The sequence below is a fragment of the Pseudomonas reactans genome, assembly GCF_013385825.1.
Taxonomy (GTDB): Bacteria; Pseudomonadota; Gammaproteobacteria; order Pseudomonadales; family Pseudomonadaceae; genus Aquipseudomonas; species Aquipseudomonas reactans.
Genome location: NZ_JACAPG010000018.1, coordinates 143,249 through 166,441 on the forward strand (window position 1 = coordinate 143,249; position 23,193 = coordinate 166,441).

The 23,193-nt window shown below is 62.5% G+C and carries 21 protein-coding genes; 10 read left to right on the forward strand and 11 right to left on the reverse strand.

Annotation, left to right across the window (positions count from 1 at the left end; translation table 11 throughout):
* Positions 1–122: 122 nt before the first annotated feature.
* Positions 123–602: an Lrp/AsnC family transcriptional regulator gene (locus HX868_RS21055; RefSeq protein WP_003194418.1), complete on the reverse strand. Its 480-nt coding sequence runs from the start codon at positions 600–602 to the stop codon at positions 123–125.
* A gap of 397 nt (positions 603–999) precedes the next feature.
* Between HX868_RS21055 and HX868_RS21060 the strand changes: the two genes are divergently transcribed.
* Positions 1,000–2,028: a DUF6515 family protein gene (locus tag HX868_RS21060; protein WP_177004252.1), complete on the forward strand. Its 1,029-nt coding sequence runs from the start codon at positions 1,000–1,002 to the stop codon at positions 2,026–2,028.
* On the opposite strand, the gene HX868_RS21065 is transcribed toward HX868_RS21060, so the two are convergent.
* Complete coding sequence (locus HX868_RS21065; protein WP_016978609.1) at positions 2,025–2,918, reverse strand: cation diffusion facilitator family transporter; 894 nt, start codon at positions 2,916–2,918, stop codon at positions 2,025–2,027. The genes HX868_RS21060 and HX868_RS21065 overlap by 4 nt on opposite strands.
* A gap of 15 nt (positions 2,919–2,933) precedes the next feature.
* On the reverse strand, positions 2,934–3,353 hold the full coding sequence (locus tag HX868_RS21070) for a polyribonucleotide nucleotidyltransferase (RefSeq protein WP_177004253.1): 420 nt from the start codon (positions 3,351–3,353) through the stop codon (positions 2,934–2,936).
* Between the two features lie 183 nt (positions 3,354–3,536).
* Between HX868_RS21070 and hrpB the strand changes: the two genes are divergently transcribed.
* Positions 3,537–6,044, forward strand: coding sequence for an ATP-dependent helicase HrpB (gene hrpB, locus HX868_RS21075; protein WP_177004254.1), 2,508 nt, complete (start codon positions 3,537–3,539; stop codon positions 6,042–6,044).
* Here the strand turns inward: hrpB and HX868_RS21080 are convergent, their stop codons facing one another.
* Entirely contained in the window at positions 6,045–7,133 is a 1,089-nt protein-coding gene (locus tag HX868_RS21080; RefSeq protein WP_177004255.1) for an endonuclease/exonuclease/phosphatase family protein, read from the reverse strand.
* A gap of 40 nt (positions 7,134–7,173) precedes the next feature.
* Entirely contained in the window at positions 7,174–7,833 is a 660-nt protein-coding gene (locus HX868_RS21085; RefSeq protein ID WP_025999910.1) for a YciC family protein, read from the reverse strand.
* A gap of 176 nt (positions 7,834–8,009) precedes the next feature.
* On the opposite strand from HX868_RS21085, the gene HX868_RS21090 reads away from it, so the two are divergent.
* From HX868_RS21090 to HX868_RS21100, 3 genes are all read left to right on the forward strand, one after another.
* Entirely contained in the window at positions 8,010–8,747 is a 738-nt protein-coding gene (locus HX868_RS21090) for a DUF2076 domain-containing protein (RefSeq protein WP_016978614.1), read from the forward strand.
* 117 nt (positions 8,748–8,864) lie between these two features.
* Positions 8,865–9,341 (forward strand): LabA-like NYN domain-containing protein, encoded by a 477-nt coding sequence (locus tag HX868_RS21095; protein ID WP_025858209.1) that lies wholly within the window; start codon positions 8,865–8,867, stop codon positions 9,339–9,341.
* Between the two features lie 25 nt (positions 9,342–9,366).
* Positions 9,367–9,978, forward strand: a complete 612-nt coding sequence (locus tag HX868_RS21100) for a 3'-5' exonuclease (RefSeq protein WP_038847543.1) — start codon at positions 9,367–9,369, stop codon at positions 9,976–9,978.
* Positions 9,979–10,066: 88 nt separating this feature from the next.
* On the opposite strand, the gene HX868_RS21105 is transcribed toward HX868_RS21100, so the two are convergent.
* Entirely contained in the window at positions 10,067–10,528 is a 462-nt protein-coding gene (locus tag HX868_RS21105; RefSeq protein WP_010174823.1) for an Lrp/AsnC family transcriptional regulator, read from the reverse strand.
* A gap of 160 nt (positions 10,529–10,688) precedes the next feature.
* Between HX868_RS21105 and yedA the strand changes: the two genes are divergently transcribed.
* Together yedA and rhlE1 are read left to right on the forward strand one after the other, a co-directional pair.
* A complete protein-coding gene (gene yedA / locus HX868_RS21110; protein WP_177004256.1) occupies positions 10,689–11,585 on the forward strand; it encodes a drug/metabolite exporter YedA in 897 nt (298 codons plus the stop codon).
* Positions 11,586–11,633: 48 nt separating this feature from the next.
* On the forward strand, positions 11,634–12,971 hold the full coding sequence (rhlE1, locus tag HX868_RS21115; protein ID WP_177004257.1) for an RNA helicase RhlE1: 1,338 nt from the start codon (positions 11,634–11,636) through the stop codon (positions 12,969–12,971).
* A 99-nt stretch (positions 12,972–13,070) separates the two neighbouring features.
* On the opposite strand, the gene HX868_RS21120 is transcribed toward rhlE1, so the two are convergent.
* From HX868_RS21120 to HX868_RS21130, 3 genes are all read right to left on the reverse strand, one after another.
* A complete protein-coding gene (locus tag HX868_RS21120) occupies positions 13,071–14,303 on the reverse strand; it encodes a TIGR03862 family flavoprotein (protein WP_177004258.1) in 1,233 nt (410 codons plus the stop codon).
* 242 nt (positions 14,304–14,545) lie between these two features.
* Positions 14,546–17,869 (reverse strand): type III effector HrpK domain-containing protein, encoded by a 3,324-nt coding sequence (locus HX868_RS21125; RefSeq protein WP_177004259.1) that lies wholly within the window; start codon positions 17,867–17,869, stop codon positions 14,546–14,548.
* 229 nt (positions 17,870–18,098) lie between these two features.
* Complete coding sequence (locus tag HX868_RS21130) at positions 18,099–19,019, reverse strand: histone deacetylase family protein (protein WP_016976732.1); 921 nt, start codon at positions 19,017–19,019, stop codon at positions 18,099–18,101.
* 75 nt (positions 19,020–19,094) lie between these two features.
* Between HX868_RS21130 and HX868_RS21135 the strand changes: the two genes are divergently transcribed.
* The 3 genes from HX868_RS21135 (at position 19,095) to HX868_RS21145 (ending at position 21,244) form a co-directional block, all read left to right on the forward strand.
* Positions 19,095–19,664: a GNAT family N-acetyltransferase gene (locus HX868_RS21135; protein ID WP_177004260.1), complete on the forward strand. Its 570-nt coding sequence runs from the start codon at positions 19,095–19,097 to the stop codon at positions 19,662–19,664.
* Positions 19,665–19,790: 126 nt separating this feature from the next.
* Positions 19,791–20,660 (forward strand): acyl-CoA thioesterase II, encoded by an 870-nt coding sequence (tesB, locus tag HX868_RS21140; protein ID WP_016976734.1) that lies wholly within the window; start codon positions 19,791–19,793, stop codon positions 20,658–20,660.
* Entirely contained in the window at positions 20,657–21,244 is a 588-nt protein-coding gene (locus HX868_RS21145; RefSeq protein ID WP_177004261.1) for an HAD family hydrolase, read from the forward strand. Before tesB ends, HX868_RS21145 begins: the two co-directional genes overlap by 4 nt.
* 79 nt (positions 21,245–21,323) lie before the next feature.
* Here the strand turns inward: HX868_RS21145 and HX868_RS21150 are convergent, their stop codons facing one another.
* Together HX868_RS21150 and ypfJ are read right to left on the reverse strand one after the other, a co-directional pair.
* The gene (locus HX868_RS21150) at positions 21,324–22,298 is read right to left on the reverse strand and encodes an alpha/beta hydrolase (protein ID WP_177004262.1); all 975 of its coding nucleotides are present in this window, start codon (positions 22,296–22,298) and stop codon (positions 21,324–21,326) included.
* Complete coding sequence (gene ypfJ, locus HX868_RS21155; RefSeq protein ID WP_068931993.1) at positions 22,299–23,186, reverse strand: KPN_02809 family neutral zinc metallopeptidase; 888 nt, start codon at positions 23,184–23,186, stop codon at positions 22,299–22,301.
* Between the last annotated feature and the right edge of the window lie 7 nt (positions 23,187–23,193).

The window sequence follows — 23,193 nt, forward strand, 5'->3', positions numbered from 1 at the left end:
CAGGTCCCTGTAGGAGCGAGCTTGCTCGCGAAGATCGTTAACGATGACTCGGTAACCCTGAGTGAATGTGGCACTCTCAGGTGTTTCGCGAGCAAGCTCGCTCCTACAGTTAATGTGCGAAATCAGGTGCGCAGGTGCGTCAGCGGCAATTCGGTGCTGTTGAGCACCTGGTTCAGCACAAAGCTGGAGCGCACGCTGGTCACGCCTTCAATGCGGGTCAGATGACCCAGCAGCAGTTTCTGATAGTGATCCATGTCCGGCACCACCACTTTCAACTGATAGTCCGCATCCATCCCGGTGACCAAACTGCATTCCAGCACCTGGGGCAGGGTGCGGATCGCCGCTTCGAAATTCTCGAAACGTTCGGGGGTGTGGCGGTCCATGCCGATCAGCACATAGGCGGTCAGGCTCAGGCCGAGCATCTTGCGGTCGAGCAAGGCGACCTGGCGGGCGATGTAGCCGTCGTCCTCCAACTGCTTGACCCGGCGCGAGCACGGCGAAGGCGACAAGCCGATGCGTTCGGCCAACTCCTGGTTGGAGATCCTCGCATCACGTTGCAATTCCGCCAAAATACTCAGGTCGTATCGGTCAAGCTTGCTCATTGGGTTGGCCTTTGTCGTAACTATTGCGGTGAATTATCCATGAAGGGTTAAAAATTGCGCAAGCACTGTTTATTGACGCAATCTTCGCAATCATCTGCCGGGCGCTGGCGGGTATCTTTATCAACAGAATCACCGCCTGGACAACAGTCCAAAGCAGCCCGCCCAATCAGGCCCGCTGCGGCCGCCACCCCAGCAGGGTTGAGCCGGCCTCCAGGCTGCACACTGTCCACAAGACGGCGTGAGGTGAGCCAACGTCAAAAGCGTTGAGCCAGGACGAAGTTCTCAAGGGGTGGCCGACGGGTCACCCCTTTTCTTTTGCCTGCTGATAACCTGTCCGAGAACCGGGCCTGGCTTTTCCAGTCTCATGGACAGGCCCTAATCCGCAGTGAGGAATAGCATGAAGCGCATCTGGCGTTTGGCAGGTGTAGGTTTGCTGATGGTCACCGTTGGCGCGCAGGCAGTGGCCGACGAACGTGATACCGGGCCGCGTGGTGAGGGCGGTGGTCAGCATGAAAGAGGGCCGGAGGGCGGACGGCCAGGAGGCGGTAATGAACAGCCGCGTCCGCAGAACAATCAGCCACGGCCCGAAAACAACCCGCCGCGCCCGCAGAATCAGCATTTTGATCCCGCAGGCCAGAACGGTGGTGGCCAATGGCAAGGGCGTCCCCAGGGCAATGAGCAGGGGCGGCCCCAGCCACAACCACAGCCGTCGAACAACCTGCCGATCCAGAGTCGCCCCGACACCGTGCGCCAGACCCAGGAACCGCGTCAGGGCTATTACCGTGACATCCCTCGACGCAATGACGGCAACCAACACTGGGAAGCCGGCGGCCCAGGCTCGCGCCCCGGCGACAACCGCTGGCCCGGTCGCCCTGACGGCCATGGCAACGGCTGGGGCCCAGGGCCGCAGCATCGCCCAGGTTATGTGATCGACCGCTTCCCTGATCGCAATTACCGCGTGCCTTACCGTGGCCAGGACTACTTCTACTCCGGCGGCTATTGGTATCGCCCGCAAGGCCCGCGCTATGTGGTGGTGACGCCGCCCTACGGCATCCGTGTGCATTACCTGCCGGACTACGCCCGTGAAGTGTGGATCGGCAGCGCGCTGTTCTTCCTCGCGGCGGGTTCCTACTACACCTACGAAAGCAGCTCCCAGCAATACGTGGTGGTGCAACCGCCAGCCGCCGTACCGGCACCGCAGCCCGCGCCGCAAGGCAATGGTTATGATGTGGTGGCGTATCCGGCCAACGGCCAGTCACCGGCCCAGGTGCAGCAGGACGGGTATGACTGTTATCGCTGGGCCGTGCAGCAAAGTGGCTTCGACCCGCAGCAAGTCACCTACGCCCCCGATCCGGCGGTGGTGCAAACCTACCGCCAGGCCCAGGGCAACTGCCTGAGCAGCCGCGGTTATCAGGTGCAGTACTAGGTTTTATTGCCTGTGACCACTTCCCGCGGGTCGGCGTGCACCAGCACTTCGGCGCGCGGGTAGGCCTTGTGAATCGCATCGGCGGCCTGGTCGCTGATGCCGTGGGCCACTGACAGCGTCAACTCCCCCGGCAGTTCCAAGTGCAACTGCACAAACCAGTGGCTACCGGAAATCCGCGTGCGCAAATCATGCGCGCCCAAGACGCCCGGTACGCCACGGGCCAGTTCGAGCATGTGCTGACTGACGTCCGGCGGCAGTTCTTCATCCATCAATACCGCAAAGCTTTCACGGGCGATCTGGATGGCGCTCCACAAGATGTAGGCGGCAATGCCCAGGCCGAACCAGGCGTCGACCTGATGGTAGCCAAACCCTGCCAGCACCAGCGCCACCAAAATGCTGCCGTTGAGCATCAGGTCGGAGCGGTAATGCAATGAGTCCGCGCGCACGGCGTTGGAGCCGGTTTCGCGGATCACCCGGTGTTGCAGCATCAGCAACGCCACGGTCAGCACCAGGGAAAACACGATCACACCAATGCTCAACCAGGGCGCGCCGACCGGTTCCGGGTGTTGCAGCCGCTGGTACGCCTGGAATGCGATCAACACCGCACTGCCGCCGATAAACAGCGCCTGCGCCATGCCCGACAGCGACTCCGCCTTGCCGTGCCCATAACGGTGATCGTCATCGGCCGGGCGCAACGCGTAATGCACCGCCACCAGGTTCAGCAGCGAGGTCACGCCGTCCAGCAGTGAGTCGGTCAACCCGGCGAGCATGCTCACCGAGCCGCTGAGCCACCAGGCGATGGCCTTGGTGATAATCAGCGCACAAGCCACGCCCACCGAGGCGCGGGTGGCAAGGCGCAAGAGCCTGGCGTGTTCGGGACTGCTTGTCATAGGCGGCTTGGATCCTTAAGCGGCGGGTTGCAGGCCCAGGCTGGCGAGCTGTTGCACGCTGCCCTTGAATTGGATCATGCGCGGGTCGTCCAGCGGCAGGCTGCGGCCGGCTTCCTTCTGGATAATGCTTTGCAGCTTGGCGTTGTCGACCTTGCCGTCGGCGCCAATCGCTTCGTGGAGTTTCTGCGGATCGACCTGGGCGGTCTTGCCCGGTTCGAAGTAGATGGCGCCGGTGGCGAAGTCCACGCCGAACGCAATTAGGCCGGGGATCACATAAAACAGCAGCCCCACTGCGTCGAGCACGGCAATGGTCGGGTCGATCTTGCCGTCGATCTGGCCACGGCGGTCCGGGTAGAAGATCGAACCGCAGGCCGTCAATTGGCTCAACAGGGTGACGGCGAGGACACCGCCAATGACACGGGAAGCGATACGCATGGAAAATCTCCTGTAGGTCACTGTAGGAGCGAGCTTGCTCGCGAAAAACGTCAACGATAACGCGTGCTGCCTGAAAATACGTGGTGCTCTCTGGTTTTTCGCGAGCAAGCTCGCTCCTACAAGAGACCCGCGCCAGCATCCGGCAGTTCGCCGTTATACTCGCCGCTCTGCTTTGGAGCCAGTATGAATTCGTTGCCGATTGATGAAGTTTTACCTGCACTGCGTGACGCCTTGGCGAATCGCCATGAAGCCGTGCTCGAAGCGCCCCCCGGCGCCGGTAAAACCACCCGCGTGCCCTTGGCGTTATTGAACGAACCCTGGCTGGCCGGGCAGACCATCCTGATGCTCGAACCCCGCCGTCTTGCAGCCCGTGCGGCGGCCGAACGCTTGGCCAGTGAGTTGGGTGAAAAGGTCGGTGAAACCGTCGGCTATCGAATCCGTCTGGACAGCAAGGTCGGCCCCAATACGCGCATCGAAGTGGTCACCGAAGGCATCCTCACCCGCCGCCTGCAGGATGACCCGGCGCTGGACGGCGTGGGTTTGCTGATCTTCGACGAGTTCCACGAACGCAGCCTCGACGCCGACCTGGCGCTGGCCCTGAGCCTCAACGGCCGCGAACTGTTTCGCGATGATCAACCGCTGAAAATCCTGCTGATGTCCGCCACCCTCGAAGGCGAGCGCCTGGCCACTCTGCTGGACGACGCGCCGATCCTGCGCAGCGAAGGGCGCATGTTCCCGGTGCAGATGCGCTGGGGCCGACCTTACCAGCCCGGTGAGTTCATCGAACCGCGCGTGGTGCAGACCATTCTCGAAGCCCTGCACGACGAAACCGGCAGCGTGCTGGTTTTCCTACCGGGGCAGGCCGAGATTCGTCGGGTCAACCAGCAACTGGCCGACGCCCTCGGCGAGCGCACCGATGTGTTGTTGTGCCCGCTGCATGGCGAACTGGACCTCAACGCTCAACGCGCCGCCATCGATCCGGCCCCCGCCGGTAAACGCAAAGTGGTGCTGGCGACCAACATCGCCGAGACCAGCCTGACCATCAATGGCGTGCGCGTGGTGATTGACGCCGGGCTGGCGCGAGTGCCGCGTTTCGACCCCGGCAGCGGCATGACCCGCCTCGATACCCAACGTATCTCTCGCGCCAGCGCCACCCAGCGGGCTGGCCGGGCAGGGCGCCTGGAGCCGGGCGTGTGTTATCGCCTGTGGTCCGAAGACCAGCACGAAGGCCTGGCCGCTTATGGCAGTGCGGAAATCCTCGCCGCCGACCTGGCCGGACTGGCTTTGCAGCTCGCGCGTTGGGGTGTCACACCCAACCAACTGGTGTGGCTGGATGTGCCACCGACCGCCGCGTATGCCCAGGCCCAGGATTTGCTGGTGCGCCTCGGCGCCTTGAATGAAGACAAACTGACCGCCCATGGGCAGAAGATGGCCGAGTTGCCGGCCCATCCGCGTATCGCCCATCTGCTGCTGCGCGGACAGGACCTGGGGCTGGCGACGACCGCTTGTGATGTGGCCGCCCTATTGGGGGAGCGCGATATCTTGCGCGGTGGCGGTGCGGATTTGCACAGTCGATTGGCGCTGTTATCCGGCGAAGAACGCGCACGCGGCACCCAGGGCGGCGTGCAGCGGGCCAGGCAACTGGCGCGACAATATCGCGGCTACTTAAGAGGCCAGGCGACTCAAGCCGTTGCCGACCCCGATCACCCGCGCTGGCTCGGCGCCTTGCTGGCGCTGGCCTACCCGGATCGCGTCGCCCAACAGCGTCGCCCCGGCGGTGCTGAATATCGCCTGGCCAACGGCCGCGCGGCGCTGTTCGCCGAAGCCGACAGCCTGATGAAACAGGCCTGGCTGGTCATCGCCGACCTAGGCAGTCGCCAGGGCCAGCGCGAAGAGCGTATCTACCTGGCGGCGGATTTTGATCCGGCGCTGTTCGACACGGTGCTGGCCGAGCAAGTGCGTAATGTCGACCAGCTCGACTGGGACGAACGCGAAGGCGTCCTGCGCGCCGAACGCCAACGCAAAGTCGGTGAACTGGTGCTCAGTCGCGAACCGCTGACCGGCCTCGACGAATCCGCCCGCAGCCAGGCGCTGGTCAACCTGGTACGGCGCAAAGGCCTGGAACTGCTGCCGTGGACGCCGGAACTGCGCCAATGGCAGGCCCGGGTCATGTTGCTGCGCCAGCTCGACGCCGGCAAAACCAGCGAATGGCCCGACCTCAGTGACAAGGCGTTGCTCGCCAATCTCGAACACTGGCTGATGCCCTACCTGGGCAAAGTCTCGCGCCTGAGTCATTTTGCCAACCTGGATATCGCAAGCTTCCTGCACAACCTGCTGCCCTGGCCACTGCCCCAACGTTTGGACGAACTGGCACCGCAGCATGTGAAAGTGCCATCGGGTTCGTCAGTGCGTTTGGACTACAGCGAGCAGCCGCCGATCCTGGCGGTGCGCTTGCAGGAATTGTTCGGGCTGGCCGACACCCCGCGCATTGCTGGAGGGCGCCAAGTGGTGAAGCTGCATTTGTTGTCCCCGGCGCGTCGGCCGGTGCAGGTCACGCAGGACCTGGCGAACTTCTGGCGCAGTACCTATGCCGAGGTGAAGAAGGATTTGAAGGGGCGGTACCCGAAGCACTATTGGCCGGATGACCCGCTGGTGGCGGAGGCGACGGCGCGGATCAAACCGCGCAAGTGACTACTGGGCGGCAGGCAGCAGAAACCGTGCAATCACCGGCAAATGGTTGGAAATACGCAACGTATCCTCCTGCCGCACCTTGGCTTCCACCCGTTTGATCCGCGGGCTGTAGAACAGGTAATCCAGCGTACGGTCCGGGCCGTCCACGCTCGGGTCGTTGGGGAAGTTCGTCAGCCATTGCTCACGATCAATCCCGCTGGATTGGCTGTTGCTCGGGATCATTGGGTATTTGTCCCACAGCAGATGCAGCTCGCTGTCCGGCGAATACTGCCCGCGTTTGGTGGCGTCCAGGCGTAGGAATTGTCCCAAGGGCAGCAGGTTGAAATCCCCGCCGATCAACCAGGGCGTGCCACGGCCCTCGAATTTATCCAGCAGTTTGACCGTAGTTTTCACCTGATCCTGCACCGCGCTGCGCCCTGGGCCATCGCCATCCAGGCGCGTGTTGAGCACCGCGAGTTGGCCGCCATCGCTCAAGGGCAGGTAAGTCAGCAGCAACGCCGGCTTGGGTTGGAACTGGCGGCTGAGGATATTGGCCTCGGGCGCCGGTAGTTGCAGGCGTTCGGCGTGTTCGATCTGGTAACGGCTGAGGGTCGCCAGTTTGCGGCCGACGCTGCCGAAGATGTGCAGGTTTGGCACGAAGTCGGCTTTCCAGTCGAAGGCCTGGGCGCTGCAGGGGTAGAGGTCGACCAGGCGCTCCTGCAAAAGGGCCAGTTGGTCCTGGTAGTGAGAAGGCTTGGCGTTTTCGTCGAGTTCCTGCAGCAGCAGGATGTCGGGCTGTTCGTCGCGGATCACCCGTGCCACTTCGTCGAGGCTGGCGGCCATGTCTTCCACGGTGGGGCGGTCGTCGGGGCCGCTGCCGTCGGCGGTGTCGTACCAGAACACATAGTTCTTGCCGGCCAGGTATTGCACGTTCCAGGTCATGACCTTGAGTGCCTGCCCCGGCAATAGTGTCGGCGCACGCGGCGCGACGCAGCTCACCGGCAGGGTTTCCTTCGCCTCGGGGCGCCAGGTCAGGCTGTAGATCAGGGCGGTCAGCAAGCCTGCGATGATCAGCAGGCTCAGCAAGGTGATGCGCAATAAACGGGTCATCGGCTCGGCTTATAGCGTTTCAGAGGTGGCACGGAGCATATCACCGCGCGTCGGCATCGCCACCGATCAGCATGAATAAACGAAACAGCACCACGCTGGTAAACAGTTGGAGAAAGCTGTGGGCACTGTCCAACAGCAAGCCAATCAGCGGCGCAGGTGTTGGATACGCTGCAACGCTGGCGCCCTTGAGCAACCACAGCGGCGTCATCACGCACAGCAGGCACACCAGAATCAGCCAGAAATGCCCACGGCTCAGGCGGAAGCTTTCCTTCATCGCCTCCAACGCCGGCATGCCGCGCAGCACCAGCAGGTACTCGGCAAACGCCAGTACCACCATCAGCCACAGCCCCGGCAGGAAATACAGCGACAGCCCCAGCAGAATCAGCAGCGTGCTCATCGCCGTCAGCAGGGCGAAGCGCGGCCACAGGGTAAGGGCCATGGCCCAGACATCTTTAGTGCGCGGCGACTCGCCACGGGTGCGAGCATCCAGAAACAGGATCAGCGCGCCGGTATACAGCGGGTACACCAGCAACCCCACCACCACGCTGTAGCCGGGAAACGCATCCGGGCCGACGACGTGGTTGAGCACCTGTTGCAGCAGGGCTTCGAAAATCACCAACGGCAGACACAGCTGGACGATGGCGCCCAGGTTGCGTTGGGTGAAACGGAAGGAGTCGCGCAGCACGTCTAACGGATTCATCAAGTTCATCGCAGGCCTGAAAGCAAGGGCAACACTTTAACCGATCATCACCGGAGGTAAGCAAACGTAAACCTTGAGTAAAGACCATTGAAACAACTCGTAACACCCCCATAACTAGGACGGCGCCTGATTAAAGGCGAGACCACGATTTCTACCGGCAATCTAACGAGGTCGCCATGAACAGCGAAGAGCAAACCCTGATCGATGGACTGTTTTCACGGTTGCAACAAGCCGAAACGGACTCAGCCCCCCGCGACGCCCAGGCCGAAGCGCGGATCAAGGAGCACATGACGCGCCAACCGGCGGCCGGGTATTACATGACCCAGTCGATCCTGGTGCAGGAACACGCGCTCAAGAGCCTCGACGCGCAGAACAAGCAGCAGGCGCAGCAGATCCAGCAATTGCAGGACGAACTGCAGCGGGCTAAGTCCGCGCAGCCTGCTCCGGCGAGCAGCGGCGGATTCCTGTCGAGCATCTTTGGCGGCGGTGGTTCCCGTGATCAGCAGCCGGCTCAAAGTGCACCGCCGTCTTCCGGTGGTGGCTGGCGCGAACCGACGCGGCCTGGGTTCAGCCAGCCTGCCCCGCAGCAGAATTATCAACAGCCTGCTCCAGCCGCTCCGGCGGGCAGCGGCTTCCTCGGCGGCGCGATGAAAACCGCAGCCGGCGTGGCCGGTGGTGTGTTGCTGGCCGAAGGCATCAGCAGCCTGTTCAACCACAACTCGCAACAGCCGCAAGTCGTGGAAGAAATCATCCGTGAAGAGCCAGCGCCTGCCAGTGACAACGGCAACTGGGGCAACGACGACCAGAAGTACGCCGGCAATGACAGCTGGGGCAGCAACAATTCGGACAGCTTTGCCGACAGCGATTATTCCGACGATTCTTCCTCCTTCGGCGACGACGATTCCTTCGTCTGACCCGCCCAGACCGGGGCGACTCGTTGCCCCGGTCTGATTTTTCCCGGAAACCTTCTCGCGGCTGGCATACTTGCACCCTTTCCGGGCCCTGGCGCCTGGCTGTCATGAGGAAGTGCGGTGAAGAAAATTGCAGTGTTCGCCGATGTGCAAAACCTCTATTACACCGTCCGCCAGGCCTATGGTTGCCACTTCAACTACGCCGCGCTGTGGGCTGACATCAGCGCACGCGGGCAGATCGTCGAGGCGTACGCGTATGCCATCGACCGTGGCGACAGCAAGCAGCAGCAGTTCCAGCAGATCCTGCGCAACCTGGGCTTTACGGTAAAACTCAAGCCCTACATCCAGCGCAGCGACGGCTCGGCCAAGGGCGACTGGGACGTGGGCATCACCCTCGACATCATGGACGCCGCCGACCACGTCGACGAAATCGTGCTGGCCTCCGGCGACGGTGATTTCGACATGCTGCTCGACCGGGTTATCCACAAGCATGGCGTCGAAGCCGTGGCTTATGGTGTACCAGGGCTGACGGCCAATTCATTGATACGCGCCGCCAGCCGTTATGTGCCGATCGAAGGCGCGTTGTTGCTCAAATAAATGCCAAGACGGAGTTGGAACAGGTTTGGAACGTATAGCGGTCATCGACTTTGAAACCACCGGCATCACCCCGAGCAGCCACTGCCGGGCCACGGAAATCGCGGTGGTCATCCTTGAGCGTGGTCAGATCGTGGACCGCTACCAGAGCCTGATGAAAACCGGCGTGCACGTGCCGGCGTTCATCGAACAACTCACCGGCATCAGCAACGCCATGCTGCGCAGCGCGCCGCCGGCGGAGCGGGTGATGAATGAGGTCAATGAATTCGTCGGCGTCACGCCGTTGCTGGCGCACAACGCCGCGTTCGACCAGAAGTTCTGGGACTTTGAGCTGGGTCTCATCCGCCGCACCCGTTTGCAGAAGTTCGCCTGTTCGCTGCTGCTGGCGCGTCGTCTCATGCCATCGGCGCCCAACCACAAGCTCGGCACGTTGAACGCCTACGCCCAACTGCCCCACACCGGCAAGGCTCACCGGGCGATGGCGGATGCGGAGATGGCGGCAAACCTCACGGCCCATCTGGCCCAGGAACTGCGCGGGACCCATGGCTTGCGTGAGCTGTCCCATGATCTGCTGTGCACCTTGCAGAAAGTGCCGGCGGCGAAGATCAATGAGCATCTGAAGAAGCATCGCGGGTTCTGAAGGCGCCATCGCCGGCAAGCCGGCTCCTACAGGGGTGTGGTGCGCCGCGAACCTTTGTAGGAGCCGGCTTGCCGGCGATGGCGGCGGTTCAGCCGCCATTTTTCCCATTGCCCTCCAACTGCCCCAAGGGCACCCGCCGCTCTATCGCACTCGACAAAATAATCGAGGTCTTGCTGAACCCGAACTTCGCCACGCGGTTGATCAAGCTCTCCAGCTCCGGCATCGACCCCACCGCCGCCTGCATGATCACGCACGGATCCCCCGTCACCCGATGGCACTCCGTCAATTCAGGGATTTCCGCCAACGCGTCATACACCTTCTGGCTGCCGTGATTGGTCAACCGCAGCTCAATCACGCACTGAATCGGCAAGCCCACTTTGGACAAGTCCACCTTGGCCTGATACCCGGTGATCACGCCACTGGCCTCCAGCTTGGCCACGCGCTCGGCCACGGCGGGGGCGGAGAGGTTTACCGTGCGGGCCAGTTGCGCGTAGGACGCGCGGCCGTCTTCGAGCAGGGCGCTGAGGAGCATGCGGTCGTATTTGTCCATGATAAGGCTCCGGTTGCGCGTGACTTTCGAAAGAACGGTTTATAGCCTTCATAACCATGCTTTGAAAAGTGTATTGGCGTTTTAAACAGGTTTTGTAACTTATGTTTAACGACCTGCCTTTTTAGAATAAGCCTCCCATCTCCTGCCATAGAGCCGCCCAATGCCTGGCCCACGTCGCTTTCCCTTACCGTTGATCGCCGCCTTTTTTGCGCTGTATGTGATCTGGGGTTCCACCTATCTGGTGATTCGCATCGGCGTGGAGTACTGGCCGCCGTTGCTGCTGGCGGGGATTCGGTTTTGCACGGCGGGGGCGTTGATGTATGGCTTCCTGCGCTGGCGCGGGGTGCCGGCGCCGACGTGGCCGCAGTGGAAGGCGGCCGCGATGATCGGACTTTTGCTGCTCACCGTGGGCAATGGCGGCGTCAGCGTGGCGGAACACATGGGCGTGTCGTCCGGCGTGGCGGCGCTGGCCGTGGCGACGGTGCCGTTGTTCACCTTGCTGTGCGGGTATTTCTGGGGCGCGCGCAACACTCGGTTGGAGTGGGCGGGGGTGATCCTGGGGATCATCGGCATCGCCATGCTCAATATGGGCAGCACGTTGCAATCGAGCCCGATGGGTGCTGTGTTGCTGTTGGTGGCGGCGGCCTCCTGGGCGTTTGGTTCGGTGTGGAGCCGGCAATTGCCGTTGCCCCAGGGCGCCATGGCCAGTGCTGCGGAGATGCTGGTCGCCGGTGTGGCGCTGTTGTTCGTCAGCGCGCTATCCGGTGAACGCCTGCAGGCCGTACCGCCGCTGGAAGGCTGGCTGGCCCTGGCCTATCTGACGGTGTTCGGCTCGATCATCGCCTTCAACGCTTATATGTACCTGCTCAAGCATGTGCGCCCGGCGGCGGCGACCAGCTATGCCTATGTGAACCCGGCGGTCGCCGTATTGCTCGGCATCGTGTTCGTCGGCGAGACCATTGGTCTGGAAGAAGCTTTGGCCATGCTGGTGATTATCAGCGCCGTCCTGCTGATCAGCCTGCCCCAGTGGCGTAAGCCGAAGGCGGAAATAAGGTAAACTGCGGCGCATTGCGACCTTGCGCTGAATTTTTCCTACGGTAAATACATGACTTTCGCCTCCCTTGGCCTGATCGAACCCTTGCTGCGCGCCCTTGAGACGCTTGGCTACCAGACCCCGACGCCGGTGCAGGCGCAAGCCATTCCGGCAGTGCTGGCCGGTCGCGACCTGATGGCCGCCGCCCAGACCGGCACCGGCAAGACCGCCGGTTTCGCCGTGCCGTTGTTACAACTGCTGACGACGGAAGGGCCGAAAGTCGCCGCCAACTCGGCGCGCGCACTGATCCTGTGCCCGACCCGCGAGCTGGCCGAGCAGGTGCACGCCAGTGTTGCCGAGTACGCGCAAAACCTGCCGCTGACCACTTACGCGGTGTACGGCGGCGTGAGCATCAACCCGCAGATGATGAAGCTGCGCAAGGGCGTCGACATCCTGGTCGCCACCCCTGGCCGCCTGATCGACCTGTTCCGCCAGAACGCGCTGAAACTCAACCAGCTACAAACCCTGGTGCTGGACGAAGCCGACCGCATGCTCGACCTGGGCTTCTCCGAAGAGCTGGCGAACATCTACCGCATGCTGCCGAAGAAGCGCCAGACCTTGCTGTTCTCCGCGACCTTCTCCGATGAGATCCGCACGCTGGCCGGGCAGATGCTCAACGACCCGCTGAGCATCGAAGTCAGCCCGCGCAACGTCGCCGCCAACACCGTGAAGCAGTGGGTGGTGCCGGTGGACAAGAAGCGCAAGCCGGAGCTGTTTGTGCACCTGATGCGCAAAGGCCGCTGGAAGCAGGTGCTGGTGTTCGCCAAGACCCGTAACGGCGTGGATGCGCTGGTGGATAAGTTGCAAGGCCTGGGCATCAATGCCGACGGCATCCATGGCGACAAGCCGCAAGCCACGCGCCAGCGTGCGCTGGACCGCTTCAAATCCAGCGAAGTGCAGATCCTGGTCGCCACCGACGTGGCGGCCCGTGGCCTGGATATCGAAGACTTGCCGCTGGTGGTCAACTTCGACTTGCCGATCGTGGCCGAGGACTACATCCACCGCATCGGCCGTACCGGGCGTGCGGGCAACACCGGTGAGGCGATTTCCCTGGTGTGTGCCGATGAAGTGAACATGCTGTCGGCCATCGAGATGTTGACGCGTCAGACCTTGACCCGTCACATGGAGCAGGATTTCGAACCCGAGCACCGTGTGCCAGAGACCGATGCCAGCGGGCAGGTGGTGAAGAAGCCAAAGAAACCGAAGAAGCCTAAAACCTCGGGCGGTGGCGGTAAGCGCAACCTCGGTAAGTGGGTGGACAGCGGGGAAGTGGCGCCGTCGGAGCCGTCGATCAAGCCGGTGCGCAAGGTGCCTGTTTTTAATACCGGGCCGCGCAAACGCAAACCGTAAAATTTGTAGGAGCGAGCTTGCTCGCGAAAACCGGCAACGATCACGCGTCGAATCTGGATTAACGCGGTGTTCTTGAGTTTTTCGCGAGCAAGCTCGCTCCTACAGTGGTTTTTTCAACCATTCGAGAACGCCGCGTCCGGCCATCCGCCCACTGGCAAAGCATCCTGTCAGCAAATACCCGCCCGTCGGCGCTTCCCAATCCAGCATCTCCCCCGCACAAAACACCCCCGGCAACTGCTTGAGCATCAAGCGTTCATCCAACGCCTCAAACGGCACGCCGCCCGCTGTGCTGATCGCTTCATCCATCGGCCGGGTCTTCACCAGGGTCAAGGGCAGCGCCTTGATATCCACCGCCAACTGCGCTGGGTCATTGAAGTGGTCAGCCGGCGCCAACTCACGCAGCAGAGCGGCTTTGACGCCATCCAAGCCCAACTGACTGTGTAGGTGTTTGCTCATCGAACGCGAGCCACGCGGTTTCGCCAACGCGGCCTGAACCTTGTCCAGTGGCCTGCTCGGTAGCAGGTCGATATGCACAGTGGCCGAGCCTTCGCGGTTGATCGCTTCGCGGATCGGCGCGGATAACGCGTAGATCAAGCTGCCTTCAATACCGGTGGCGGTAATCACGCATTCACCCAGGCGTGGCTTGTCGTCCCCCAAGCCAATCGCGACATTTTTCAACGGCGCACCAGCGAATTTGCTGACCATCAACTCGCTCCAGGCCGACACTTCGAAACCGCAGTTGCTCGGTTGCAGCGGGGCGTAAGGCACGCCTTTGTCTTCCAGCAACGTGAGCCAGGCGCCGTCAGATCCGAGCCGTGACCAACTCCCGCCGCCAAGGGCCAGCAGAACGGCGTCGCTGTGGACCGTTTTTTCGCCTTCGGGGCTGTGGATAAGTAAGTCGCCCCCGGCGGTCCAGCCCAGCCAACGATGACGGGTGTGGATAACCACTCCTTGGTCGCGCAGGCGCTTGAGCCAGGCGCGCAACAGGGGCGCGGCTTTCATGTCGGTGGGAAACACACGACCGGAGGTGCCGACAAACGTTTGAATGCCCAAGCCATGAATCCATTCACACAACGCCTCCGCCCCGAAACTACGCAGCAACGGCGCCATGTGCGGCGCACGTTCGGCGTAGCGTGACAGGAATGCCGGGTACGCTTCGGAGTGGGTGATGTTCATGCCGCCCACGCCGGCCAGCAGAAACTTGCGTCCCACCGAGGGCATGCCGTCGTACAGGTCCACCCGCACGCCCGCCTGGCTCAGGACTTCGGCGGCCATCAGCCCGGCTGGGCCGCCGCCGATGATGGCAACGTGGGAAGGAGCAGTAGCGGACATCGGCAGGCCTGGTCAAAAACAAAGGGCGCCCATTGTAAGCAATGCTGCGAAATTGTGGTGGTTGGATGGACCGCTGTGGCGAGCGGGCTTGCCCCGCGTTGGGCTGCGCAGCGGCCCCAAAAACGGCTACCGCATTTCTTTTGAGAAAATGCGGTGGCTCTATTGGGGCTGCTGCGCAGCCCAACGCGGGGCAAGCCCGCTCGCCACAACAAGCCCGCTCGCCACGACAAGCTAACCGGGCTTTAGGCAAAACCGGTGTTGGCGTACGGTGGGTATTCATCCTTGCGGTCGGCGTCGGTGATCGGGCCGCCCGTCAGGCCATATTTATCCAGGGTCGGTACCAGGTTGCCGAAGAACGCGTCCTGTTGTTTTTCCCGCTTTACCACCTCGATGATCGGGAACACAAAGCTGGTCACGATGCCCAGGCCGGCGGTGGCCCAACCCAGTACGCCGGCGAAGGTCCCCGCGATGGCCGCCGCATCGGCAATGCCAAACAGGCCCGCACCGCCCTCGATGATCGAGGCGACTGCCGCGCCGGTGCCCAGGGCGCCGCTGGTGAGGGAGAAACCGGCGTTGAGCTTATCCCCGGCAAACGCGCTGTTGACCCCGCTGATCAGGCCGAACACACCGCCGATGAAGCTGCCGCTGCCGCCGACGATCTTGCCCAGGTTGCCCAGGCGGTTGAGGCCGTCGGTGTTCTGCACCATTTTGCCGGTAGGGAATTCGCCGATGCCTTGGGGTTTGCTCGGGTCAATCGGCGTGGGCTTCCAAGTCATGCCGTAGCCGGCTTCCTTGGCGTATTTGGTGCCGCCTTCGGTAATCAGACCGGCGAACTGCATGCCCGCCGCCACACGCCCGGCGTTATCCGCCGGGCTGTTGCCGCCCGTAGCTGAACGCGCCGCCAGCACGCCACCGGCCAGCAAGGCGCTGCCGATGTGCAGCAGGCCCTGTTTGTACGAATCGCTGACGTTGAGCTTCAGCCCATCCACGGCCTTGGGCAGTACGTCGCTGATCTTCTGGCCCTGACGGTTCACGTCCCACATCGAGCGGATCAACGAGATCACGTCCTGCGGCTTGATTTGCGCACCGCTGGCGTCCTTGAACATGTCCGGGTCGTCGGCCATGGCTTTCTCGATGATGGCCGTGGTCTTGGCCTCGTCGAAGTTGCCATTGGCATCGCCGAATGCGCCCTTGAGCACGTCGTCGTTGGCGCCGTTGACCAGCGAGTCGGACACCGCCTGGTTGACGTATTGCTGCACCGTCGACGAGTCCTGGGCCGAGACCTTGTCACCGAGGAATTCCTTGACCAGCTCAGCGTGGGCGGCGTACTGGCCGATGGCGGTCATCGGGTCGGCATTCGGCTGGGCGAGGGCGTCTTCCAGGTCTTTGCCGTTGAGGATGTGGTCCTTGAAGAACTGCTCGATGTCCCCGGACTTGCCGGACTTTTGCGCGATGACACTGAGGTCCACATGCCCATCGCCGCCCAATGCCAGGTCGGTGAGGGTGGCGTCGGTGCCGGCCAGGCTCAGGGCGTCCATGAGCGACAGCGGTTTGCCATCAGCCCCTTTGGTGTTCAGGGCGGTGTTGAGCACATTGCCGCTGTTGATCTGGCCGTCCTGGTAGGCCTGCAATTCATGCTTGATCGCCGGGTCGCTGTTGACGATATCGCGCATGCCGGAGGCCTGGTTCTGCGCCAGGAACGTCTTCACATCCGGATCACTGGACAGCTTGCCGATGGCGGCGTCGAGCTGGTCGGTGACCTTGGACTTGGTCGGGTTGAGGTGGTATTCGGTGTCCGCCGTAATCCCCGCATACAGGTCGCCGTCGCCCACTTTGTCGCTGGCGGCCATGCGCGCACGGGCGTCGCTGATTTCCATCATCACGGCGGCTTTGGTCTTGCCGTCGTAGTTCTCCGGGTGTTCGAGCACGTCCTTGGTCAGTTTGGAGGTGTCGACGTCGGCCACCGAGCTGCGCACCGCGGCGTTGCTGAGCATCATCAACACGCCGTGGTCGTCCTGGGGCGCCTGGTTTTCAAGCCACGCGCCGAGGTTTTTCTGTTGGGTGATGCCGTCGGCCTTGGCGGTGGCGGGCAGGTCGCCGGCCATGTCGAGGGTGCGCAGCATGCCGGGGGTGGACCAATAGCCTGCGGCGCCGGTCAGCTCGGGGCTCAGGCCCGAGTCATCCTTGATCGCCTTGAGGTTGGCGGTGTTCAGGCTGCCGTTGTTGGCACGCTGGTTGGGCCCCTGCATTTCCGGGCCCGCGCTGCTCACCAGGGAAATATTGGCCATGACGATGGCGGCGGACTTGGCGTTTTCCTTGGCCAAACCCGTGGCGTCGGGGTTCTTGCTGAGGAAGGTGCTGTAGGATTTCGAAGCGGCTGACAGATCTTTGTTCGATTGGCTGATGAACTTATCCACATCGGCGTGGGTAATCACCCCATCGCTTTTGCCCAGGCCGCCGCTGTCGAGGGCGTTCATCAGGCTCGGGCTGCCGGCCAGGTACTTGAGGCAGGCCTGGGCTTCGGGCGGCAGGTCGGCGGGCGGGTTGGAGAAGTCGATGGGGCGGTCGTGCAGGCCCCATTTGTCCCAGTTGTCGCTGAGCATTTTCGACGCGGCGCGTGGGCGGTCGAGGTCGCGTTCTTCCTGGGTCGGCGTGCCGCTGGTGTTGCCGACGATCTTGTCCCAGTCCTTGGCGCTGGCGTACTTGGAGTTGTCGATCCAGTTGGTGTCCACGGCGCCGTCGACGCCAAAGATGCCGTTGGACTCCTTGACCACCGAGGCATACAGGTCTGGGCTGATGGCCTGGGACACGATGATTTTTTCGCCGGAGGCGGTTTCGTAGCGGATCAACCCGTGGCCGAGTTCTTCCGGCTTGCCCACCAGGCTCACGCTGCCGGCCTCATCGGCGCTTGCCAGGCGATAACCGTCTTTTTTGCTGTCGTTGATCAGACCCCAGGTCTCGCCATCGGACTTAACCTTTTCATACAGGTCGCTGTTGGTTTCCTTACTGACGACGACCTTGTCGCCTGACAGGGTTTCGTATCGAATCATCCCCGGGCCCACTTCATCGGCCGGGCCGATGCCTTTGTAGGTGTCCAGGCCCGGCGCGGTGTCGCCGGCCTGGGCGATGCGGTAGCCGTCGGCCTTGCTCTTGTTCAGCGCGTCCACGGCGTTGACTTTGCCGGCCATGCCGTCGAACAGGTAAGGGGTCATCTGCTTGATAATGATGATGTCCTTGCCGTCGCGGGTTTTCAGCTCCAGAACGTTGTCGGAAATCTTGGTGATGCTGGCGATGTTGGCCAGCGGCACGCCGGTGTTGCTGATGTCGGCCAGGTTCGGGTCGTTGAGGCGCTTGATCGCCTCTTGGTCGCCGGTGGCTTTGACGTCAGCGATTTTCTTGTCCTTGGTGTTGTCGGTCACCGCCAGGACTTTGAAATTGCCGGGGTGGGCGGACTCCTTGAAGCCGGAGACAGCGCGGGACATCGCGGCGTCGAAGGTGGCGGCGACTTTCTTCAGGGCGTCGTCATTGCCGGGCGTCGCACTGCTGCCGATCTTGTAAGTTGCCATCGCGGGGTACTCTGAAAGCGGGAGAGGCCTTCAGGTTGACGACGGCGTGCGGCAGTTTTGTTGCAAAACGGCCGCGGACGCCAAGTTCCACAACGTTTCACGGCTGTGGAAAAGTATCTGGTCAAATAACGTACAGTTTCTTGCAGGCCATACGGCTACTGGCTTTCAGGCCCTTACGCTCAACTTATCCACAGGTGGTTCCACAGGGATTGTGGGTAACGCCCACAGTTCAATGACAGCCTGATGACGTCCATACCCTCTGCGCGCTGTGGTGCAGGATGCCGTGGCGGCGGGCGAGGGCCGGGCGGTCCTTGCTGTAGCCGCCGCCGATCACGCCCATCACCGGGATGTCGCGGCCCAGGCAGTGGCGCATCACGCTCTCATCACGGGCGGCGACGCCCTGGTCTGTCAGCTTGAGGTAACCGAGGGCGTCGTCCTTGTGCACATCGACGCCGGCGTCGTACAGCACCAGGTCGGGTTGGTAGAGCGGCAACAGGTAGTTGAGCGCATCGTCCACCACCTTGAGGTAGTCAGCATCGCCCATGCCCATGGGCAACGGGATGTCCCAGTCGCTCTGGGCTTTGCGCGCGGGGAAGTTCTTTTCGCAGTGCAGCGACACGGTGATGGCGTCCGGCGTGTCGTGGAGGATACGCGCGGTGCCATCGCCCTGATGTACGTCGCAATCGAAGATCAGCACGCGATTGACCCGGCCACTGGCCAGCAGGTAATGGCTGATCACCGCCAGGTCATTGAAGATGCAGAAACCCGCCGGGTAATCGTAGTGAGCGTGGTGGGTGCCGCCCGCCAGGTGGCAGGCCAGGCCGTGTTCCAGGGCTTGTTCCGCCGCGAGAATCGAACCGCCCACCGCCCGAACGGTACGTCGGGCCAGGGCTTCGTTCCAGGGCAGGCCGAGGCGGCGCTGGTCTTCGCGGGACAATTCGCCGCCCATGTAGCGCTCGATATACCCAGCGTCATGGGCCAGGGCCAGAATCTCCGGTGGGCACAGTTGTGGGCGCAGCAGTTGGCTGTCCTCGGTCAGGCCGCTGTCCACCAGGTGGTCGCGCAACAGGCGGAACTTGTCCATGGGGAACCGGTGGTCCGCCGGGAACTCGGGGCTGTAGTCATCGTGGTAGATCAATGGCAAAGGCATGGGATTTTCTGACGGGAACCTGCGACGCATCTTACCCGCGTTGTACACTCATGCACATGGCAAGGGAGGGGACCCATGGAGCCGATACTGGAATTGGAAAGCGCACGCCTGGTGCTGCGCCAATGGCGCGACAGCGACCTGGCGGAGTTCGCGCGCATGTGCGCCGACCCGCAGGTGATGCGTTATTTCCCGGCCAAGCTGAGCCACCTGGAGAGCGCTGCGTTGATTGGCCGCATTCGTGGACACTTCGCCGAATATGGCTTTGGCCTGTGGGCGTTGCAGCGCAAGGACACCGGGGAATTCATCGGCCTCACCGGATTGCTGAATGTCAGCTTCGAGGCCGACTTTACCCCGGCGGTTGAAATTGGCTGGCGTCTGGCCCGCGAGCACTGGGGCCTGGGCTATGCCAGCGAGGCCGCGTGGACCGCGTTGCGCTGTGGGTTTGATCGTTTGAATCTGGACGAAATCGTCGCCTTCACCACGGAAGCCAATCTGCCATCACAAAAAGTCATGCAGGCCATCGGTATGCATTACGATCCCCAGGCAGATTTTGAACACCCCAAGGTCGCAGCCGATGATCCGCTGCGCCATCATGTTTTGTACCGCATCACCCGCGCCCAATGGTTGGACACGCTGCACGGGTAGGAGCGAGCTTGCTCGCGAAGAACGTTAACGATAACGCGGTGTGCCTGGTGCCCCACGGCGCCCGCTGGTTTTTCGCGAGCAAGCTCGCTCCTACAGTAAAAATTGTTTGCTCTGAGGAGAGTTTAAATGAGCCAAGTATTAGAAGATCTGGTGGACTTGCTGACCCTGGAGCCGATCGAGGAAAACCTCTTTCGCGGCCGCAGCCAGGACCTGGGTTTTCGCCAACTGTTCGGCGGCCAGGTGCTCGGCCAGTCGTTGTCGGCTGCCAGCCAGACCGTAGAAGAAGCGCGGCATGTGCATTCCCTGCACGGTTACTTCCTGCGCCCTGGTGACGCTAAGTTGCCGGTAGTGTATTCGGTGGACCGTGTGCGCGATGGCGGCAGTTTCAGCACGCGCCGCGTGACCGCGATCCAGAAGGGCCACCCGATCTTCACCTGTACCACCTCGTTCCAGTACGACGAACAAGGCTTCGACCACCAGACCACCATGCCCGTGGTAGTGGGCCCGGAAAACCTGCCGTCGGAGCTGGAACTGACCCAGCAACGCGCGCACCTGATCCCCGAGCACATGCGCGACAAGCTGCTGTGCCCCAAGCCGATCGAAGTGCGCCCGGTCACCGAAAAAGACCCGTTCAACCCGCAGCCGTCCGACCCGGTCAAGTACGTGTGGTTTCGCGCCGATGGCGCCCTGGCCGACTCGCCGGCGCTGCATAAATACCTGCTGGCCTACGCCTCGGACTTCGGCCTGCTCACCACCTCCTTGCTGCCCCATGGCAAGACCGTGTGGCAGAAAGACATGCAAGTCGCCAGCCTCGATCACGCGCTGTGGTTTCACGCCGACCTGCGTGCCGACGACTGGTTGCTGTACGCCATGGACAGCCCATGGGCCGGCAATTCCCGTGGGTTCTCTCGTGGCAGCGTGTACAACCGTGCCGGGCAATTGGTGGCGTCGGTGACCCAGGAAGGCCTGATTCGCCATCGCAAGGACTGGGCATGAGCCTGTCGGACATCAAACACTGGGTGTTCGACATGGACGGAACCCTCACGGTCGCCGTGCATGACTTCGCGGCCATTCGCGTGGCTTTGGAGATTCCGCCCGAGGATGACATCCTCACGCATCTGGCGGCGTTGCCTGTCGATGTCGCGGCGGCCAAGCATGCCTGGTTGCTGGAGCATGAGCGCGAGTTGGCGCTGGGGTCAGTCGCGGCAGAAGGCTCAGTTGAGCTGGTGCGCGAGTTGGCCGGGCGTGGTTACCGCCTGGGCATCCTGACCCGCAATGCGCGCGAGCTGGCGCACGTCACCCTGGAGGCGATCGGCCTGGCGGACTGCTTTGCCATCGAGGACGTGCTGGGGCGTGATGATGCGCAACCCAAGCCCGATCCGGATGGCTTGCTGAAGCTGGCGGCCGCTTGGGGCGTGGCGCCGAATGAGATGGTGATGGTCGGCGATTACCGCTTCGACCTGGACTGTGGCCGAGCGGCGGGGGCGCGGACGGTGTTGGTGAACTTGCCGGAGAATCCTTGGCCGGAGTTGGCCGATTGGCATGCCGAGGATTGCTCGGTGTTGCGCCGGATGATTTAGATCGGTCTCTGACGATTCAATGTGGGAGCGAGCAAGTCGAATCGTCGCACCGCCGCTCCCACAGTTTTATTTCCGTCAGTTATTGGACGAACAACACCCGCTGGCCTTGCGGTGACGTAAACATCCCATCCCCGTTATGCCCCACCCCCGGCACTTCCACCAGTTGATGGCTCAACTGCGGATGCCGCTGCTTGAGGTAGTCAAAATAGTTGTGCCCACGAATCAGGCGATACGCGCCTTGGGTTTCGGCGGCGCAGCTTTTATCCAGCGCCGGGTGGTTCGGGTCGGTGTCTTGCTGGCCCAGCAGGTAGGTGATGTTGCGTGACACATACGCCTGTTCCAGCTGTTCGGCGCTCTGGCCCTTGGCATAGGCCGGCAGGTTTTGCAGGCCGTACTTCCAATCGTTGAAGCCTGGGCAACTGGCTGTGTCGAACTTCACTGGGCGCTGAGGGGTGAAGTAGGCGTAGGACGACGGGTTGGCCACCACGTACCGCAGGCGGATACCGTTGGTTTGCAGCACCGGATGGTCGTGGCCGGTGAGGGCAAAGCGCTGCACCACCTGGCCGCCGCCGGAGTGGCCGGCCACCACGATTTCCTTGAGGGCCGGGAACAGCTTGCGGTTGCCCAGGTGCTTGATGATCTGGTCGAGGGCGCCGTAGGAGCTGATTTGCCCTGGGCCAGTGGAAGGCTCGCCGGCCATCCAGTCGTTGCCATTCCAACGCAGCACCTGGTTGTCCAGGTGGTTGCGCTTCACGTCGGATTCATTCAGGAACTGCGGCGCAATCACCAGTGTTTTAGCGGCCTGGCCTGCCTTCTCGGCGGCGTCCTCACCGCTTTGCAGGTAGGTCTGCGCATTGCGCAGGCGACCATGCACGATGATCAAGGCGCGGGTGACCTGGGGCAGCGGTTTAGTCCAGTCCTGGCTTAAACCCAGGCTGAGGTCGCCGGCCTCCAGATGGAAACGATCGGGACTGACTTCTTTTACGCCATGCTCGGCGGCGAAGGCGGAACAGGTGACCAACAAACCCAGCAGCAATCCCAATCGTTTATTCATTTAAAGACTCTTGGCGGTAAAAGTGTCGCATTGAGTGATCTGGCCCTGGGCGAAGCCGGTCTTGAACCAGCGAACCCGCTGTGCCGAGGTGCCGTGGGTAAACGAGTCCGGCACGACGCGCCCTTGACCCTGTTGCTGCAACCGGTCATCGCCGATGGCGTTGGCCGCGTTCAGTGCTTCTTCAATATCGCCGGGCTCCAGCCAGTTCAGGCGCTTTTGCGCACGGTTGGCCCATACTCCCGCGAAGCAGTCGGCTTGCAGTTCCTGACGGACCAGCAGGCCGCCGTCGCCTTGCATCTGCCGGCCTTGCTGGCGCGCCGCCTGGATCTTCGAAGAGATACCCAGCAGCGTCTGCACGTGGTGCCCGACTTCGTGGGCGATCACGTAAGCCTGGGCAAAGTCACCGGCGGCCTGGAAGCGTTGCGACATTTCCCGGAAGAAATCCAGGTCCAGGTACACCTGCTGGTCAGCCGGGCAATAAAACGGGCCGCTGGCCGAGGTAGCCCCCCCGCAGGCGGAATTCACCCGGCCACGGAACAGAATCAGTTTCGGGTTCTTGTAGGCCAACCCGTTTTCCTGGAATACCTGGCCCCAGGTGTCTTCGGTATCGCCCAGCACCGCGCGGACAAAATCCGCTTGCTCATCGTTGGCCGGCGGCGCCTGCCGCGATTGCGTGCTCACCGACGGCGCCTGTTCCATCTGGCCGGTCAACTGGCCGAGGATCTGCAACGGGTCCTGGCCGGTCAGCCAGCCGATGCCGACGATCAGCACAATGGCCGTCAGGCTCAGGCCCTTGCCGCCACCAAAGCGCATGCCACCACCGCCACCACCACTGTCATCGCGGGCATCCACCACGTTGTCGCTGCGTCGGCCTTTTTTCCATAGCATGGGGCAA